The organism is Bacillus sp. AP8 (assembly GCF_000321185.1).
Lineage (GTDB): Bacteria > Bacillota > Bacilli > Bacillales > DSM-1321 > Bacillus_AD > Bacillus_AD massilioanorexius.
The window spans coordinates 1-15,228 of the sequence record NZ_CAPG01000054.1 but is presented as its reverse complement, the minus strand read 5'-3'; the positions used below and the strand labels follow the sequence as shown (position 1 = coordinate 15,228).

Sequence of the window (15,228 nt, the reverse complement as noted above, 5' to 3'; positions counted from 1 at the left end):
CCTCCTCACACATTTATATTTATTAATAAGGTAAGAATAACTATCATTTTATACGTATTACGTTAACTATCTCCAATAAAGCGCTTCTCTTAAGTGAAAGACGCTCGACAACAAATATGATACATTTATATAGAGGTGACTTTGATGACCGTTATTACAAAGATATCTGTAGGTAAAAAAAATAAAAATCGTTACAATATATATATTGATCAAGGCAAAGGTGAAGAGTACGGATTTAGTGTAAGTGAAGATGTTTTAATAAAAATGAATTTAAAAAAAGGGATGGAAATTGATCAACTTGATGTTATCGAGATAGCTCTTCAGGAAGACATTCAAAAAGGCTTTTCTCAATCACTAAATTTCTTAGCCCATCGAATGCGTTCAGAGTATGAAATTAAGCAATATTTAAGGGAAAAAGAATACGAAGATCATGTCATTAAAGAAGTTGTACATAAATTATATCATTTGAAGTATTTAAATGATAAGGAATTTGCTAAAGCACTAGTAAGTACTCGTATAAACGCTGGTGATAAAGGACCTGTTATCATTTTACAAGAGCTTCGACAAAAAGGTATTTCAGATGAATATGCAGAGGCAGCTATTTTGGCTTACACAGATCAATTACAAATAAAACATGCGACGAAGTTAATTGAAAAGCTTGTTAAAAATACAAAAAATTATTCGGCTGTAGAATTAAAAAGAAAAATAGAGCAAACTCTCGCAAGGAAAGGATTCAATTCCTATATAATAGAAGAGTCCTTCGATCAAATCGATATTTCTCAAAATGAGGATCAAGAATGGGAATCTTTAATCATGCATGGAGAAAAAGCTCATAGGCGATATAGTAAATATATAGGATTTGAATACACTCAAAAAATGAAAAGTGCCTTATATCGTAAAGGTTTTTCTATCGATTTAATTGAAAGATATTTACAAGAATTCCAACAGGGGATAGGAGAATAAGAAATGGATGAAAAACGTTATAGTGCAATGACTAGATATGAACTACAGCAAGAAATTTCTCATCTTCATGAAAAAGCTAGAAAGGCTGAACAGTTAGGTATTGTTAATGAGTTTGCTGTTTTGGAGAGAAAGGCAATCTTGGCAAAATCATATTTATTAAATCCTGATGATTTTACCCCAGGTGTGATCTATTCCATTCAAGGTGATCCTGGGAGTTACTTTAAAATAGAATATATGAACGGTGTTTTTGCATGGGGATATCGATTGTCCGGGAATGGAAAAGAAGAAGGCATTCCAATATCTATGCTTGAAGAAGTACAAAATAAAAAAGAAGAATAAGCCATCATCGGCTTATTCTTCTTTTTATTTGCATGGCGTAGGCTAGTATACTCAATATTGATACTACGCCTTTGCTATGACCGTTTTCTTGCTTCAACTTCTAGAATGATAAGAGGCTGTGTCTGCATTGTTTGGCCGTTTACCTGAGCTTTTGCATGCTTTTTATTCGTCCACAAGCTGTGAAAAGGACTATTATAATCATGACGTTGATAACGCTTATTTACCATTAATATTCAACCTCCGAATCGATCGTTCAAATTTTGAATAATAATCTGTTCACGTAAATGTCCAGTTTCAAAAGGTAAAATCCAAGGAACTCTTAGTTATCCGTACGGTGTGATGAATGAAGCATACGTTCTTTTGGGTGCGTATTTATACTTCCATCAGCTCTTTTAGATGCATATTCAGCCTTTGCTCTGGGTTCTCCACTGAACCGATTAACTGCAGGAAAATTTCTCGCTTTGTTTCGAATAGCAAATTCCCCCTCAAGGAAAAGTAAAAAACAGTACGCGAGTTATGCTTTATCGCGTACTGTTATTATTGGTTTTTAACGTCGATTATATAGGCAGAAATTAATGGGAAGCAGTCTGAAGTTACCTCACACATGCGTCTTGTTAAATCTTCAGCGTAAAAGATTTAGCATCTTGTACTGAAGGGAACTGAACAGTGACAGTTACGCTTTAGTTCGTTGCTACTTTTAATTTTTTTCTTAATTTTTCTTCACTAAATACCCATCCGGTATAAGAATTAGTTATGGACAAATCTTGATCTAGTCTAACAATCGCTACAAAAGGATAATGTCCATTGCTTCTGTAACGTAGATCGATGAATCTAACTTCAACATAATCATCGCCTTCTTCCATTTCGAACCGAAATATTGGAGAAAAGGATAAAAATGCTGCAAGATTTTTATCATGTTTAGCTATATCTATAGCCGGATGGTCCGGTAAAGGAATTCTAGCAAAGGTATCTAGAATCGTTAATTGACCATTGTTCATGTGACCAACAATGTAATTTTTTTCAGTTGAGATAGCTACCTTCCATTTGTGATAGCGCATTGTTGGTGATAAAATAATTTTTCGAGCGTCTGGTATATTTTGCTTTATCGATGCTTTGATTGCTTTGTGTTCACGAATTCGAGCCACATAGTAACCGATAATGATAACGTAAACTAATAAAAATGTGCTTCCTGGATCAGCTCCGAACGCCCACAGAATTAACCCTGCTATATGAATTCCAAATATGAAAGGGTCAAATGTATTGATGATACCAAGAGCAATCCATTTTTGAGTTAATGGACGAAGGGCTTGGGTTCCATATGCGTTGAATATATCAACAAACACATGAATAAATACAGCCAAAAATGTCCAGAGCCACAAATGTAATAAATTGGCTTCTGGAATAAAAGCATATATTACAAATGTTATTAATAGTGGCCATAATAATACGGCTGGTATGGAATGAGTGATTCCACGGTGATTTCTTATATAAACGGCATTATTTCTCATTTTTAATATGGTATCTATGTCTGGAGCTTGTGAGCCAATAATAGTACCAAACATGATGGCTTGTGCTGTTAATGAGCTTTCAGCAACTATTGGATCTAAAGTTGCTAACGCTCCGAGTCCTATTCCCATTACTATATGTGTACCAGTATCCAATTGTCGCAACCTCCTTTAACAGAGCTACATAACATCTTTGCTTTTCAATCAAGTTTATATCTATATTTTATCGCATTTAATAAAATTTTTCGTCTTGAATTGAATTTATATACAAAGCTGACACTAAATTAAAATATTATGTGCTTTATTACTAGTATGACTATAATGAAATAATGTGAAAAAAATTTGTATGGAAAATTTTTTCCATTTTCTTGTAAAGTGGATGGATGACAGAAATTGATTTCTTAGACACTATTTTATTCCCTTTTTTTTTGAATTTGTAACATTTTGGAGGAACGATTTTGCATCAAATACAAGCGTTAGAAAATTTTGAGGTTGATGATTTTCAAGAAGATTTAATTACATGGTTTAGAAATGAGCAACGTAGTTTGCCATGGAGAGTAGATCAAGACCCCTATAAAATTTGGGTTTCTGAGATCATGCTTCAACAAACACGAGTGGATACTGTTATTCCATATTTTAATCGTTTTATTGATTGGTTTCCTACTCTGTATGATTTTGCTGAAGCTGATGAAGAAAAAATATTAAAGGCATGGGAAGGTTTAGGATATTATTCGAGGGTGCGTAATCTTCATACCGCAGTTAAAGAAGTAACTGAAAAATATGGAGGAACAGTACCTGATAATGTAAAGGATATCATGGGTCTTAAAGGTGTGGGTCCTTATACTGCAGGGGCTATATTAAGTATTGCTTACGGAAAACCTGAGCCTGCTGTGGACGGTAATGTTATGAGGGTGTTATCAAGGATTCTTCTTATAAAAGAAGATATTGCTAAACCAAAAACGAGAAAGATTTTTGAAGATGCGGTAAGAGCTCTGATATCACATGAAAATCCGTCTTTTTTTAATCAAGCATTAATGGAATTAGGTGCTTTAATTTGTACACCAGGAACACCACATTGTTTACTTTGCCCTGTTAATACGCATTGTGTTGCTTTTTCAAAAGGTGAACAAACTGAGCTGCCGATTAAAACGAAAGCTAAAAAGTCAAAGCAGGTTCATCTTATATCCGCTATATTAAAAAATAAAGAAAATAAAATACTTGTTCAAAAACGCCCGTCAAGTGGATTGCTAGCAAATCTTTGGGAATTTCCGAGTATTTCACTAGAGAAGAAAGTCTTAAATCGTAACGTTTATGAAGATGAATTTGCATTAAAGTATCAAAGTAGAATTAGATTATCTTCTGATAAATTCGTACAAATTCAGCACGTTTTTTCGCATTTAAAATGGAATATTGATGCATATATTGGCATCGTTGATGAAGAAATTCCTTTTGAATTAATGGAAGATCATCGTTTAAAATGGGTTTCACAAGATGAAATGAAAGAATTGGCTTTTCCCGTGCCATTTCAGAAAATGTATAAGGCGTATAAAGAACATTCTTCGTTTTCTTGAGTAGTTTTCTTGAGTAATTATATGTTGCTAGAACGAAAAAAGAAGAGTTTAATGTCTGATCTAAGTTGCTTATCTGAAGGTATAAGACAAGCCACGTTAGAAGGTGTAAACCTTTAAATTGGCTTGTCTTTTTTTCTTTTAGAAAGGAAGGTCTTATAGGCTACTTTTTAAAACTGAAGTTTAATTCAATGGTATAGATTGTTCATATTTAATCATAAGAAACTTCTGTACTGTGTGTATAATCTGCTTCATTTCGCTTCAGTCCCCCACGATTTTCGATTTCTTTTACAATTTGTAGATGAATCGATTGTCCTTGACTATTCAAATAAGGTACCATTTGTTGTAGGGAGTGATGAAAATATTGCAGCTCACTATCTTTCCAATCTTTTTTGGATAGCATGGATAGTTCAGTTAAATCTCTACCAACATACATAAATTATTCTCCTTAAAAGTGTAGTAATGATAGTATGTCTTATCGAAAGAAAAAAATGAGTGAATTAAAAAAAGGCCCTGTTGAAAGTTGTTGTTGGCATTCATTTCATCTGATGAATGAGAGAACATTGCAAGAATTTTGTCATGTGCAAATGTGTTACCAATTTTAACAGCATTCTTTAACAAGTCTAAAATAAGAAAGGTTGAGGAATATGTCTCAAAAGGTAGCTCTAGTTACAGGAAGTAGTAGAGGAATAGGAAGAGAAACAGCTCTTCGTTTAGCTAAAGAAGGATATGACTTAGTTATTAATTATGCCCGTAGCAAAACTGCGGCATTAGAAGTGGTGAAAGAAGTTGAAGCTTTAGGCAGAAAAGCTTTATTAGTAAAAGCAAATATTGGTGATGTTAAGAAAATAAAAGCAATGTTTGAAGAAATAGAAGCTACATATGGAAGATTAGATGTATTGGTAAACAATGCTGCATCAGGTGTTCAAAAGCCTATTTTAGAATTAGAAGAAAATCATTGGGATTGGACAATGAATATTAACAGCAAAGGTAGCATGTTTTGTGCACAAGAAGCAGCGAAGTTAATGGCTGCTAATGGTGGCGGTAAAATTGTAAATATTAGTTCGCTTGGAGCGATAAGATATTTGAAAAATTATACAGCTGTCGGTGTATCGAAAGCTGCGCTTGAAGCATTAACTCGATATTTAGCGGTGGAGCTAGCTCCTATGAACATTCGTGTAAACGCAGTTTCAGGAGGAGCTGTAGATACAGAAGCTTTAAAGCATTTCCCAAATCGTGAGGAGATCCTTTCAGAAGCAGCTAATACAACTCCAGCTGGTAGGATTGTTGAAATTGAAGATATGGTTAATACTATTATGTTTTTACTTTCAGAAGACTCTAGCATGATTTGCGGGCAAACCATTGTAGTTGATGGTGGTATTTCTTTATTAGTTTAACATTAATTGGCACTAGTTTAACTGTTATATTCCACTGCGCTCCTGGTTACATTAATGAGCGTGGAGGTGATATTAATGGCAAACAATAATAAAACACAATCAGGTACAAATATTCAACACGTTAAACAACAAAATGCAGGAGCAGCTGGTGCTGCTGGTTCAGCTAGCTCTGGACAATACGGTACAGAGTTTGCAAGCCAAACAGACGTAGCTCAAGTTAAAAAACAAAATCAACAATCTGCAGCAAAAAAATCGCAAGCTTCAGGAAGCTATGGCCAAAATAGCCAACAATAACGATTTTTTAACTGTTAGGTAAAGGAGCCCATTTTTGGGCTCCTTTTTACTTTTGATTAGGAAATTAGAAATTGATACTTGCGGATAACTTATTTTCCGAATATGTTTAGCACTAAGTGGGATGGAAAATCCTCTAGTGGTCCAAGAACAACCTTCAGGGTCGTTTATTGCTGGTTACAGCTGATTAAGGAACTTGTGCTTTTGTTCATTCGTATGAAAAAGGTATGCTTTTTCGGAATTATTATATTGATTTGTTTTAAATTACATATTTAATCGCTATAATAAATAGTAAGATAAATGGTTTAGTTAACAGAGTATAAACAATTGAATAATAGGGTCGATATGTGTTGATCAGAAAGTAGGGAGAAAACGATGATAATCCCCATGGAAGGAGAAAATATTCAAATCCACAGTTACAAACATAACGGACATATACACAGAGTTTGGGAAGATACCACTGTTTTAAAGGCGTCACAAAGTCAAGTGATTGTTGCAAATGATCGCGTACGAGTGACTGAATCTGATGGACGTTCATGGATTACGAGAGAACCAGCCATTTGCTATTTTCATTCTCAGTATTGGTTTAATGTTATAGGGATGTTAAGGGAAGATGGCGTGTATTATTATTGTAATCTTAGTTCTCCATTTGTTTGTGATGAAGAAGCACTAAAGTATATTGATTATGACCTAGATATAAAAGTTTTTCCTGATATGACTATACAACTGTTAGATGAAGATGAATATGAAAGACATCGACAAGAAATGAAATATCCAGATGTAATCGATAAGATTTTGAAGAAAAATGTTAATCAACTTATTTTTTGGATTAGACAGCAAAAAGGTCCGTTTGCAGCTGATTTCGTTGATTCATGGTACGAAAGATACTTAACTTACCGGTAAAAAAACCTGTTGAAATAACAACAGGTTTTTTCTTTTGCAATAGGTATAAAAGTTCGTTAATTTCCGCGCTCCAGGGAAATCTTTTATTAGAAAATAGATGTTACCCATTTTTTTGTGAAAAATAAAAAGGGTATACCTTTTCAATTATCTGTGTATCAAAAAATCCAATTGAAAAACAATATTGTTTTTAAAGGGGGAATGGTTATTCAGTCATTATTATTTGTTTTTTCTATGTTTTTAGTGAAAAATAAAGTAAGCCATTTAATTTTGGATAGCTAAAATTGAGAAAAAGGATGAAAAAAATGGGGAGCATTAGACGTTATCTGCATTGGGTAAAGCCATATAAGTGGCCAATAATAGGTACCATTGTCATTGGTATTATAAAGTTTGCAATTCCACTTCTTATTCCATTAATTATTAAATACGTAATGGATGATATTATTAACAACCCTTCATTATCAATAAGTGACCAAAAGGAAAAGCTGTTTTTTATTATGGGAATAGCCCTTTTACTATTTGTATTTGTAAGACCTCCTATTGAATATTATCGTCAATATTTTGCGCAATGGACTAGTAGTAAAATATTATTTGATATACGTAATCAATTATTTACACATTTAAATAAGCTCAGTTTTAAATATTATAGTAATACAAAAACGGGAGAGATTATTTCAAGGGTAATAAATGATGTCGAACAAACGAAAACGTTTATTATATCGGGATTAATGAACGTCTGGTTAGATGTTGCTACAATAATCATAGCGATTATCATTATGTTTACCATGGATGTGAAGTTGACATTTGTAGCATTAGTATTGCTACCTTTTTATGCTTTTTCCGTGCATTATTTCTTTGGGAAGCTTAGGGGATTAACGAGAGAACGATCACAGGCACTTGCTGAAGTCCAAAGTTTTTTACATGAAAGAGTTCAAGGAATGCCTGTCATAAAAAGTTTTGTAATCGAACCTCATGAACAACAAAATTTTAATAAGCAAAATCATAATTTTTTAGATAAGGCGATTAAACAAACAAAATGGAATGCAAAATCTTTTGCAGTGGTTAATACGATTACTGATATTGCACCATTATTAGTTATAGGTTTTGCGGCATATCAAGCAATAAATGGTGCTTTATCTCTTGGTACGATGGCAGCGTTTATTGGATATATAGAAAGATTATATAGCCCACTTCGTCGCTTAGTAAATTCTTCAACGACGTTAACTCAATCTATTGCTTCAATGGATCGCGTATTCGAGTTTATTGATGAAAAGTACGATATTGAAGACCGCAAAGATGCATTGGAATGTCAGAATGTTAAAGGAAATATTGTATTCGATCATGTACAATTTTCTTATGAAGAAAATGGAGCGAACGTTTTATCTAATATTAATTTAAATATCAAACAAGGTGAAACAGTAGCACTAGTTGGAATGAGTGGAGGAGGAAAATCCTCGTTAGTCAGTTTAATTCCAAGATTCTATGATGTTTCGGAAGGGACCATATTTCTAGACGGAGAAGATATTCGAAACTATAAGGTAAGATCTTTACGAGATAAGATAGGAATGGTTCTTCAGGATAATATTTTATTTAGTGAATCAGTTGCAACAAATATTTTACTAGGTAAGCCATCAGCAACAGAGGAAGAAGTAATCGCTGCAGCTAAAGCGGCAAATGCACATGAATTTATTATGAATTTACCAGATGGTTATAATACAAAAGTAGGAGAGCGTGGAGTGAAATTATCTGGTGGACAAAAACAACGAATTGCTATTGCACGTGTGTTTTTGAAAAACCCTCCTATATTATTATTGGATGAGGCAACTTCAGCGTTAGATTTAGAAAGTGAACACTTAATTCAAGAATCTTTAGATCTGTTAGCAAAGCATCGAACAACGATAATTGTTGCTCACCGATTAACGACTATAACTCACGCGGATCGCATCATTTTAATTGAACATGGAAAAGTAGTGGAAGTCGGTAGTCATGAACAACTTATGGAACGTCAAGGTAACTACTATAAGTTATTCCAAGTTCAACAGCTACAATAATAGAGGTTAAATAAAATTAAGCATATGATAATGAAGGGCACATCAGCTTTTATTAGAAGAATAATGTTGTAATATGAATCGTGGAGGCGTCCAGAAGTGATGGAAGATTACTTTTGAGACAGCCTCTTTTTTGTCTAATGTAAAGGATTGGTTAGAAATAAGAAAATCACAACTAATCATTTCACTTATCATTAGTTACTTTTTTTAAGTATTTTTTGAAAGCTAGAAGAATCCTATAAGCTAAAGTTTTTTTAGTACTATTTCTTTGATTGTATAAAAGGCTAAATAATGGTTAGCTTAGTTTTGCTTTTTGTATAAATATTATATTAAAATAATAGTTATTGTGTAATGAAGTATGAATTTTGTATGAAAATTAGGCTCATTAACTTAAATATATTAACGCTTTAAAAGTGTAAAGTATAAGGTTTTGTAGATTTAATATTTTAATTATTCAGAAAAAACTAGACGTTTGGAGTGTAATTATATAGAATGAAAATACTATAATGTAAATTTTGGTGAAAATGTATTATTTTAAAAGTGATTAGATTCGGAAGGAGTGAGTTTTTGAGTCAGACTCCAGTTTTAGAAGTGAATCAATTAAGAACCTCATTTTTTACAGGTGATGGAGAGGTACCGGCAGTAGATAATATTACTTTTTCAATAAATAAGGGAGAAGTTATTGGTATTGTAGGAGAATCAGGATGTGGAAAGAGCGTGACTTCTTTATCCATTATGAGACTGATTCCTCAGCCACCAGGGAAAATTGTTGGAGGAGAAATTAAGTTAAATGGAACAAATTTAGTAGATTTACCAGAAAAACGGATGAGACAAATAAGAGGTAATGATGTAGCTATGATCTTCCAGGAGCCAATGACCTCTCTCAATCCTTTATTTACGGTTGGGAATCAACTAATAGAAGCGATTCGATTACATCGTAAAATAACAAAAAAGGAAGCATTTCAGCAAAGTGTAGAAATGCTGAAGTTAGTTGGACTACCACGTGCAGAGCAAATTATGAAAGAATATCCTCACCAATTATCTGGAGGGATGAGACAAAGGGTTATGATCGCTATGTCGTTGTCTTGTCATCCACGTCTATTAATAGCAGACGAACCGACCACAGCTTTAGATGTAACCATTCAGGCTCAAATATTAGAATTAATGAAAGATTTAAATAAGAAACTTGAAACATCAATTATTATGATTACCCATGATTTAGGTGTGGTAGCAGAAATTTGTCAACGTGTCATAGTGATGTATGCGGGCAAAGTGGTTGAAGAAGGTACGGTAGAAAACATATTAAAAAACCCTAAGCATCCCTATACGATCGGTTTGTTGAAATCCGTTCCTGATATTCACGCTAAAAAAGCGAGACTTTTTTCTATACCGGGTAATGTACCTAAACCAGGCACGATTCTTGAGGGTTGCAGATTCGCGGCCAGATGTGAATTTGCTACTGAAAAATGCCTAAATGAATCTCCGCTTTTGTATGGAGTTGAGGAACAAGGTCATTTTGTTCGTTGTTTTCTTCATGATCAAGGAGGTAGTAAAGATGACTGATGTTTTATTACAAGTTGAAAGTCTGAAAAAGTTCTTTCCGATAACTGGCGGATTCTTAGGTAAACAGGTAGGAAGTGTTAAAGCAGTTGATGATATCAGTTTTACTGTACATAAAGGAGAAACGCTAGGTCTAGTTGGTGAATCAGGATGTGGCAAATCGACTACAGGAAGGATGCTCATGCGACTGATTGAACCAACAGAAGGTAAAGTTGTATTCGAAGGGAAGGATTTAACTACTCTTTCTAATAAAGAAATGAGAAAGATGAGAAGAGAGTTGCAAATGGTGTTCCAAGATCCATTTGCTTCTTTAAACCCCCGACATACTGTTGAGAAAATATTAGAAGAGCCATTAATTGTTCATGGAATTGGTGATCAAAAAGAAAGAAAGAAGCTTGTTCAGGAAATGTTAGAAACAGTTGGATTAAGTAGCTATCATGCTAAAAGATATCCTCATCAATTTAGTGGAGGACAGAGACAGCGAATAGGGATTGCTCGTGCTTTAATGACGAAGCCTAAATTAATTATTGCTGATGAGCCAGTCTCCGCCTTAGATGTATCGATTCAATCTCAAGTATTAAATTTGTTAGAGGACTTGCAGCAAGAATTCGGTCTAACATATATATTTATTGCACATGATTTAGGTGTTGTTAGACATATTAGTGATCGTGTAGGAGTTATGTATCTTGGTAGAATTGTAGAGATTTGTGATAGTGAATCTTTATATGAAGAACCACTGCATCCTTATACAAAAGCCTTATTAGCAGCTGTGCCAATAGCGGATCCAACTATTAAGCGAGAAAGAGAATTATTGGTTGGGGATATGCCAAGCCCAGCTGATCCACCATTAGGTTGTGCTTTTCATACAAGATGTAAAGAATGCATGGACATTTGTAAAACTACGAAGCCGGAGTTAAAGAAAATGAAAGAGGGTCATTATGTATCATGTCATTTATATAATCAATGACATGGTCCATTTATGATAAATAATTTAAAAGTAAAAAAGATTAAGGGGGCTTTATATGAAAAAGAGAAGTTTAGTACTCTTCTTATCGCTACTTATGGTAGTTTCCGTACTACTTATTGGTTGTAAAGGAAGTGAAGACACTTCTAAAGAAGGTACGGATAATGAAGGAAAAACAACAGAAAGTAAGTCAGGCGGTACGGTTGTGTTTGCACGAGGTGGGGATTCTACCTCACTTGATCCAGCTTCGACAACTGAAGGAGAAGCATTTAGGGTAACAAAAAATATTTTTGAAACATTAATAGAGTTTGGAGCATCTGATACATCTCTTCAACCTGGATTAGCTACTGAATGGGAAGCTTCACCTGATGGATTAAAGTACACATTCAAACTTCGTGAAGGGGTAAAATTCCACGATGGAACAGATTTTAATGCAGATGCCGTTGTATTCAACTTTAATCGTTGGAAAAAAGGTGGAGAAGGAACAACTTTTGATTATTATATTTCACAATTTGGGGATAGAATTACAGAAGTAAAAGCCGTAGATCCTACAACTGTTGAATTCACTTTAAACACACCATTGGCTCCTTTCTTAAAAAACATCGCAATGTCTCCATTTGCTATTTCAAGTCCCGCATCTATTGAAAAATATGGTGATAAAATCAATGAAAATCCAGTAGGAACTGGTCCATTTAAATTTAAAGAGTGGAAGCGTAATGAAAAAATTACGCTTGTAAAAAATGAAGACTATTGGAAAGAAGGTCTTCCAAAGCTTGATTCAGTTATTTATACAGTAATACCAGAAAACTCTGCACGTCTAAACGCACTAACTACAGGTGAAGCGGACATTATTGAAGGTGTAAACTTCAGTGATTTACCTACTATTGAAGGTAATAAAGATTTACAAATATTTAAACGACCTTCCTTTAACGTTGCATATTTAGGATTGACAAATACTCGTGGTCCGCTGAAAGATAAATTAGTTCGTCAAGCATTAAACTATGCTGTTGATAAAAAGGCGTTAATTGACGGCTTCTATTCAGGAGCTGCGGAACCAGCAATCAATCCAATGCCTCCAGTTGTATCTGGTTACAATTCAGAAGTAAAGGATTACGAATATAACCCTGAAAAAGCAAAAGAATTATTAAAACAAGCAGGATATGCTGATGGCTTTGAAATTGAACTTTGGGCGATGCCAGTTGCAAGACCATATATGCCAGACGGTCGTAAAGTTGCAGAAGCGATTCAAGCAGATTTCAAAAAAGTTGGCGTAAAAGCAAAAATTGTTACGTATGAGTGGGCAACATATTTAGATAAAGCGGCAAAAGGAGAAGCGGATACGTTCTTGCTTGGATGGACAGGTGATAATGGAGATCCTGACAACTTCTTATATGTGTTACTAGATCAAGATAGTATTGGAAGTAATAACTATACGTACTATAAAAATGAAAAGGTTCATGAACTGTTAACAAAAGCACAAGTTACAGTTGACGAGAAAGAAAGAGAAAAATTATACAATGAAGCACAAGTAATTATTAAAGATGATGCACCATGGATTCCTCTTGTACACTCTGAGCCATTATTAGCTGGTAGCGCAAAAGTGAAGAACTTTATTGCACACCCAACTGGATCAGATTGGATGGATGAGGTCGAAATTACAGAATAATGGTTAGTAAAGAGAAGGAAGTTCTGAGATTGGACTTCCTTTCTCTTTCATTTTTTAAAGGAGGAGGGTATATGTTTGCTTATACAGTCAGGAGAATACTGTTATTAATTCCAGTCTTATTAGGACTCTCATTTATTGTATTTATCATGATTCGAGCAATACCTGGTGATCCCGCACATATTATATTAGGTCAAGCGGCTACTAAACAGTCAATTGCAGAACTAACTAAACAGCTAGGTCTTGATCAGCCTTGGTATACACAATACATAACATATCTTGGGGATTTAATAACGGGTGATTTAGGAAATTCGATTAGAACAAATTCACCAATAAGTGGTGAAATCTGGCCATATTTAGCAGCAACTATTGAGTTAGCAGCATGTGCAATGTTGATTGCGATTGTCATTGGGGTTAATGCTGGTATCATTAGTGCTTGGTTTCAAAATTCATGGTTTGATTATATCGCGATGATTATCGCTTTAATTGGTGTTTCAATGCCTATTTTTTGGTTGGGACTTATGGAGCAATGGATATTCTCCATTCAATTAGATTGGTTACCTACGTCGATGCGAGATAATGTTCGAAATCCTGTAGAATCTATAACTGGTCTATATTTAATAGATACCTTATTGCAAGGAAGAACGGATCAATTTGTAGACGTAGTAAGACATTTAGTTTTACCAAGCGTAGCTTTAGCGACTATCCCTATGGCTATAATTGCAAGGATTACTCGATCTACAATGCTAGAAGTTATGAGAACTGATTATGTTAGAACGGCAAGAGCTAAAGGATTAAGAATGTTTTGGGTTGTCTATAAGCATTCTTTAAAAAATGCTGTTATTCCAGTTATTACGGTAATTGGATTACAAACGGGTTTATTATTAGGGGGAGCTATTTTAACTGAAACAATATTCAGCTGGCCAGGAGTAGGTCGTTACATTTACGATGCTATTGCATATAGGGATTATCCGGTAATACAATCAGGCATATTAGTTATTGCTTTAATCTTTGTATTTATTAATTTAATAGTGGATTTATTATATGCTGCTGTTGATCCAAGAATAAAGTATAGGTAAGAGGAGGAAGATGTAATCGTGGAAATATCCGCTAATAAAAATTTGAAGCCTCCAATTAAACCCTCCTTCGAAAAATCTGCTTCACCTTGGCAAGAAGCCTGGAGAAGCTTTATAAAAAATAAAATGGCTTTAGTCGGTGCCATTATTGTTTTATTCTTTATAGTAGTTGCAATTTTAGCGCCAGTAATCGCTCCACAAGGAATTAATGAAGTAAAGCTCTCAAATAAATTACAGTCTCCATCGGCTGATTATTGGTTTGGAACTGATGACTTTGGTAGAGACATTTTTTCAAGAGTTATATATGGAGCAAGAATTTCTTTATGGGTCGGCTTTTTCTCTGTAATTGGTTCCTTAACAGTGGGAAGTATATTAGGAATTGTAGCTGGTTATTTTGGAAAGTGGGTCGACGCTATAATATCACGTTTTTTTGATATTTTGCTCGCTTTTCCTAGTATTCTATTAGCTATTGCTATCGTTGCTGTTTTAGGTCCTTCTTTACAAAATGCCTTAATAGCGATTGCGATTATAAATATCCCAAATTTCGGTCGATTAATTCGATCGAAGGTATTAAGTGTAAAAGAGGAAGAGTATATTATGGCTGCTAAAGCAGTCGGTTTAAGTAATACTCGAATATTGATTCATCATGTTTTACCGAATAGTATAGCTCCTATTATTGTACAAGGTACATTAGCTATTGGAACAGCTATTATCGAAGCAGCAGCTTTAGGCTTTCTAGGATTAGGTGCTGAAGCTCCTAATCCTGAATGGGGGAAAATGCTCTCGGATGCAAAGCCGTTTTTAACGACAGCTCCTTGGACAATGATTTTTCCTGGTATAGCCATCATGTTGACTGTACTCGGTTTTAATCTAATGGGAGATGGATTGCGTGATGCATTAGATCCTAGGATGAAGAATTAAAAATAAAAAAGGAAACAGCCCTCTCTGAAGAAA

Annotated in this window: 16 protein-coding genes; 12 read left to right on the top strand and 4 right to left on the bottom strand. The window is 34.3% G+C overall.

Annotated features, from left to right (window positions below):
* Positions 1–144: 144 nt before the first annotated feature.
* Both recX and BN349_RS13920 read left to right on the top strand, forming a co-directional pair.
* Entirely contained in the window at positions 145–963 is an 819-nt protein-coding gene (gene recX / locus BN349_RS13925) for a recombination regulator RecX (protein WP_019242938.1), read from the top strand.
* A gap of 3 nt (positions 964–966) precedes the next feature.
* Entirely contained in the window at positions 967–1,302 is a 336-nt protein-coding gene (locus tag BN349_RS13920; RefSeq protein WP_019242937.1) for a YfhH family protein, read from the top strand.
* Positions 1,303–1,376: 74 nt separating this feature from the next.
* Here BN349_RS13920 and BN349_RS25420 read toward each other — a convergent pair whose 3' ends face one another.
* The 3 genes from BN349_RS25420 to BN349_RS13910 form a co-directional block, all read right to left on the bottom strand.
* The gene (locus BN349_RS25420) at positions 1,377–1,529 is read right to left on the bottom strand and encodes a YpzG family protein (protein ID WP_019242936.1); all 153 of its coding nucleotides are present in this window, start codon (positions 1,527–1,529) and stop codon (positions 1,377–1,379) included.
* Between the two features lie 92 nt (positions 1,530–1,621).
* Positions 1,622–1,774 (bottom strand): small, acid-soluble spore protein K, encoded by a 153-nt coding sequence (gene sspK, locus BN349_RS25415; RefSeq protein WP_081591246.1) that lies wholly within the window; start codon positions 1,772–1,774, stop codon positions 1,622–1,624.
* Positions 1,775–1,982: 208 nt separating this feature from the next.
* Complete coding sequence (locus BN349_RS13910; protein WP_019242935.1) at positions 1,983–2,963, bottom strand: metal-dependent hydrolase; 981 nt, start codon at positions 2,961–2,963, stop codon at positions 1,983–1,985.
* 302 nt (positions 2,964–3,265) lie between these two features.
* Here BN349_RS13910 and mutY point away from each other — a divergent pair, with 302 nt between their 5' ends.
* On the top strand, positions 3,266–4,378 hold the full coding sequence (gene mutY / locus BN349_RS13905; RefSeq protein ID WP_019242934.1) for an A/G-specific adenine glycosylase: 1,113 nt from the start codon (positions 3,266–3,268) through the stop codon (positions 4,376–4,378).
* Positions 4,379–4,586: 208 nt separating this feature from the next.
* On the opposite strand, the gene BN349_RS13900 is transcribed toward mutY, so the two are convergent.
* Positions 4,587–4,811, bottom strand: a complete 225-nt coding sequence (locus BN349_RS13900; RefSeq protein ID WP_019242933.1) for a hypothetical protein — start codon at positions 4,809–4,811, stop codon at positions 4,587–4,589.
* Between the two features lie 211 nt (positions 4,812–5,022).
* On the opposite strand from BN349_RS13900, the gene fabL reads away from it, so the two are divergent.
* From fabL to nikC, 9 genes are all read left to right on the top strand, one after another.
* Entirely contained in the window at positions 5,023–5,772 is a 750-nt protein-coding gene (gene fabL, locus BN349_RS13895; protein ID WP_019242932.1) for an enoyl-[acyl-carrier-protein] reductase FabL, read from the top strand.
* Between the two features lie 75 nt (positions 5,773–5,847).
* Positions 5,848–6,066 (top strand): gamma-type small acid-soluble spore protein, encoded by a 219-nt coding sequence (locus tag BN349_RS13890; RefSeq protein ID WP_019242931.1) that lies wholly within the window; start codon positions 5,848–5,850, stop codon positions 6,064–6,066.
* 372 nt (positions 6,067–6,438) lie between these two features.
* Positions 6,439–6,966 carry a nucleoside tri-diphosphate phosphatase gene (gene ntdP / locus BN349_RS13885; RefSeq protein WP_019242930.1) on the top strand — a complete coding sequence of 176 codons (528 nt, stop codon included), beginning with the start codon at positions 6,439–6,441 and terminating at the stop codon, positions 6,964–6,966.
* A gap of 302 nt (positions 6,967–7,268) precedes the next feature.
* Positions 7,269–9,014 (top strand): ABC transporter ATP-binding protein, encoded by a 1,746-nt coding sequence (locus tag BN349_RS13880; RefSeq protein WP_019242929.1) that lies wholly within the window; start codon positions 7,269–7,271, stop codon positions 9,012–9,014.
* 564 nt (positions 9,015–9,578) lie between these two features.
* Complete coding sequence (locus BN349_RS13875; protein ID WP_019242928.1) at positions 9,579–10,574, top strand: ABC transporter ATP-binding protein; 996 nt, start codon at positions 9,579–9,581, stop codon at positions 10,572–10,574.
* Complete coding sequence (locus BN349_RS13870) at positions 10,567–11,538, top strand: ABC transporter ATP-binding protein (RefSeq protein WP_019242927.1); 972 nt, start codon at positions 10,567–10,569, stop codon at positions 11,536–11,538. The genes BN349_RS13875 and BN349_RS13870 overlap by 8 nt, the downstream gene beginning before the upstream one ends.
* 55 nt (positions 11,539–11,593) lie before the next feature.
* Positions 11,594–13,201: an ABC transporter substrate-binding protein gene (locus tag BN349_RS13865; protein ID WP_019242926.1), complete on the top strand. Its 1,608-nt coding sequence runs from the start codon at positions 11,594–11,596 to the stop codon at positions 13,199–13,201.
* Positions 13,202–13,272: 71 nt separating this feature from the next.
* The gene (locus BN349_RS13860) at positions 13,273–14,277 is read left to right on the top strand and encodes an ABC transporter permease (RefSeq protein ID WP_019242925.1); all 1,005 of its coding nucleotides are present in this window, start codon (positions 13,273–13,275) and stop codon (positions 14,275–14,277) included.
* A gap of 24 nt (positions 14,278–14,301) precedes the next feature.
* Positions 14,302–15,195 (top strand): nickel transporter permease, encoded by an 894-nt coding sequence (gene nikC, locus BN349_RS13855; RefSeq protein WP_425457696.1) that lies wholly within the window; start codon positions 14,302–14,304, stop codon positions 15,193–15,195.
* Positions 15,196–15,228 lie beyond the last annotated feature (33 nt).

Bases quoted from the DNA above. Each gene is read 5' to 3' on its own strand.
- BN349_RS13920 (WP_019242937.1), top strand. From the start codon at position 967: ATGGATGAAAAACGTTATAGTGCAATGACTAGATATGAACTACAGCAA.
- BN349_RS13890 (WP_019242931.1), top strand. From the start codon at position 5,848: ATGGCAAACAATAATAAAACACAATCAGGTACAAATATTCAACACGTT.
- ntdP (WP_019242930.1), top strand. From the start codon at position 6,439: ATGATAATCCCCATGGAAGGAGAAAATATTCAAATCCACAGTTACAAA.
- fabL (WP_019242932.1), top strand. From the start codon at position 5,023: ATGTCTCAAAAGGTAGCTCTAGTTACAGGAAGTAGTAGAGGAATAGGA.
- BN349_RS13860 (WP_019242925.1), top strand. From the start codon at position 13,273: ATGTTTGCTTATACAGTCAGGAGAATACTGTTATTAATTCCAGTCTTA.
- BN349_RS13870 (WP_019242927.1), top strand. From the start codon at position 10,567: ATGACTGATGTTTTATTACAAGTTGAAAGTCTGAAAAAGTTCTTTCCG.
- BN349_RS13880 (WP_019242929.1), top strand. From the start codon at position 7,269: ATGGGGAGCATTAGACGTTATCTGCATTGGGTAAAGCCATATAAGTGG.
- BN349_RS13900 (WP_019242933.1), bottom strand. From the start codon at position 4,811: ATGTATGTTGGTAGAGATTTAACTGAACTATCCATGCTATCCAAAAAA.
- BN349_RS13865 (WP_019242926.1), top strand. From the start codon at position 11,594: ATGAAAAAGAGAAGTTTAGTACTCTTCTTATCGCTACTTATGGTAGTT.
- recX (WP_019242938.1), top strand. From the start codon at position 145: ATGACCGTTATTACAAAGATATCTGTAGGTAAAAAAAATAAAAATCGT.
- BN349_RS25420 (WP_019242936.1), bottom strand. From the start codon at position 1,529: ATGGTAAATAAGCGTTATCAACGTCATGATTATAATAGTCCTTTTCAC.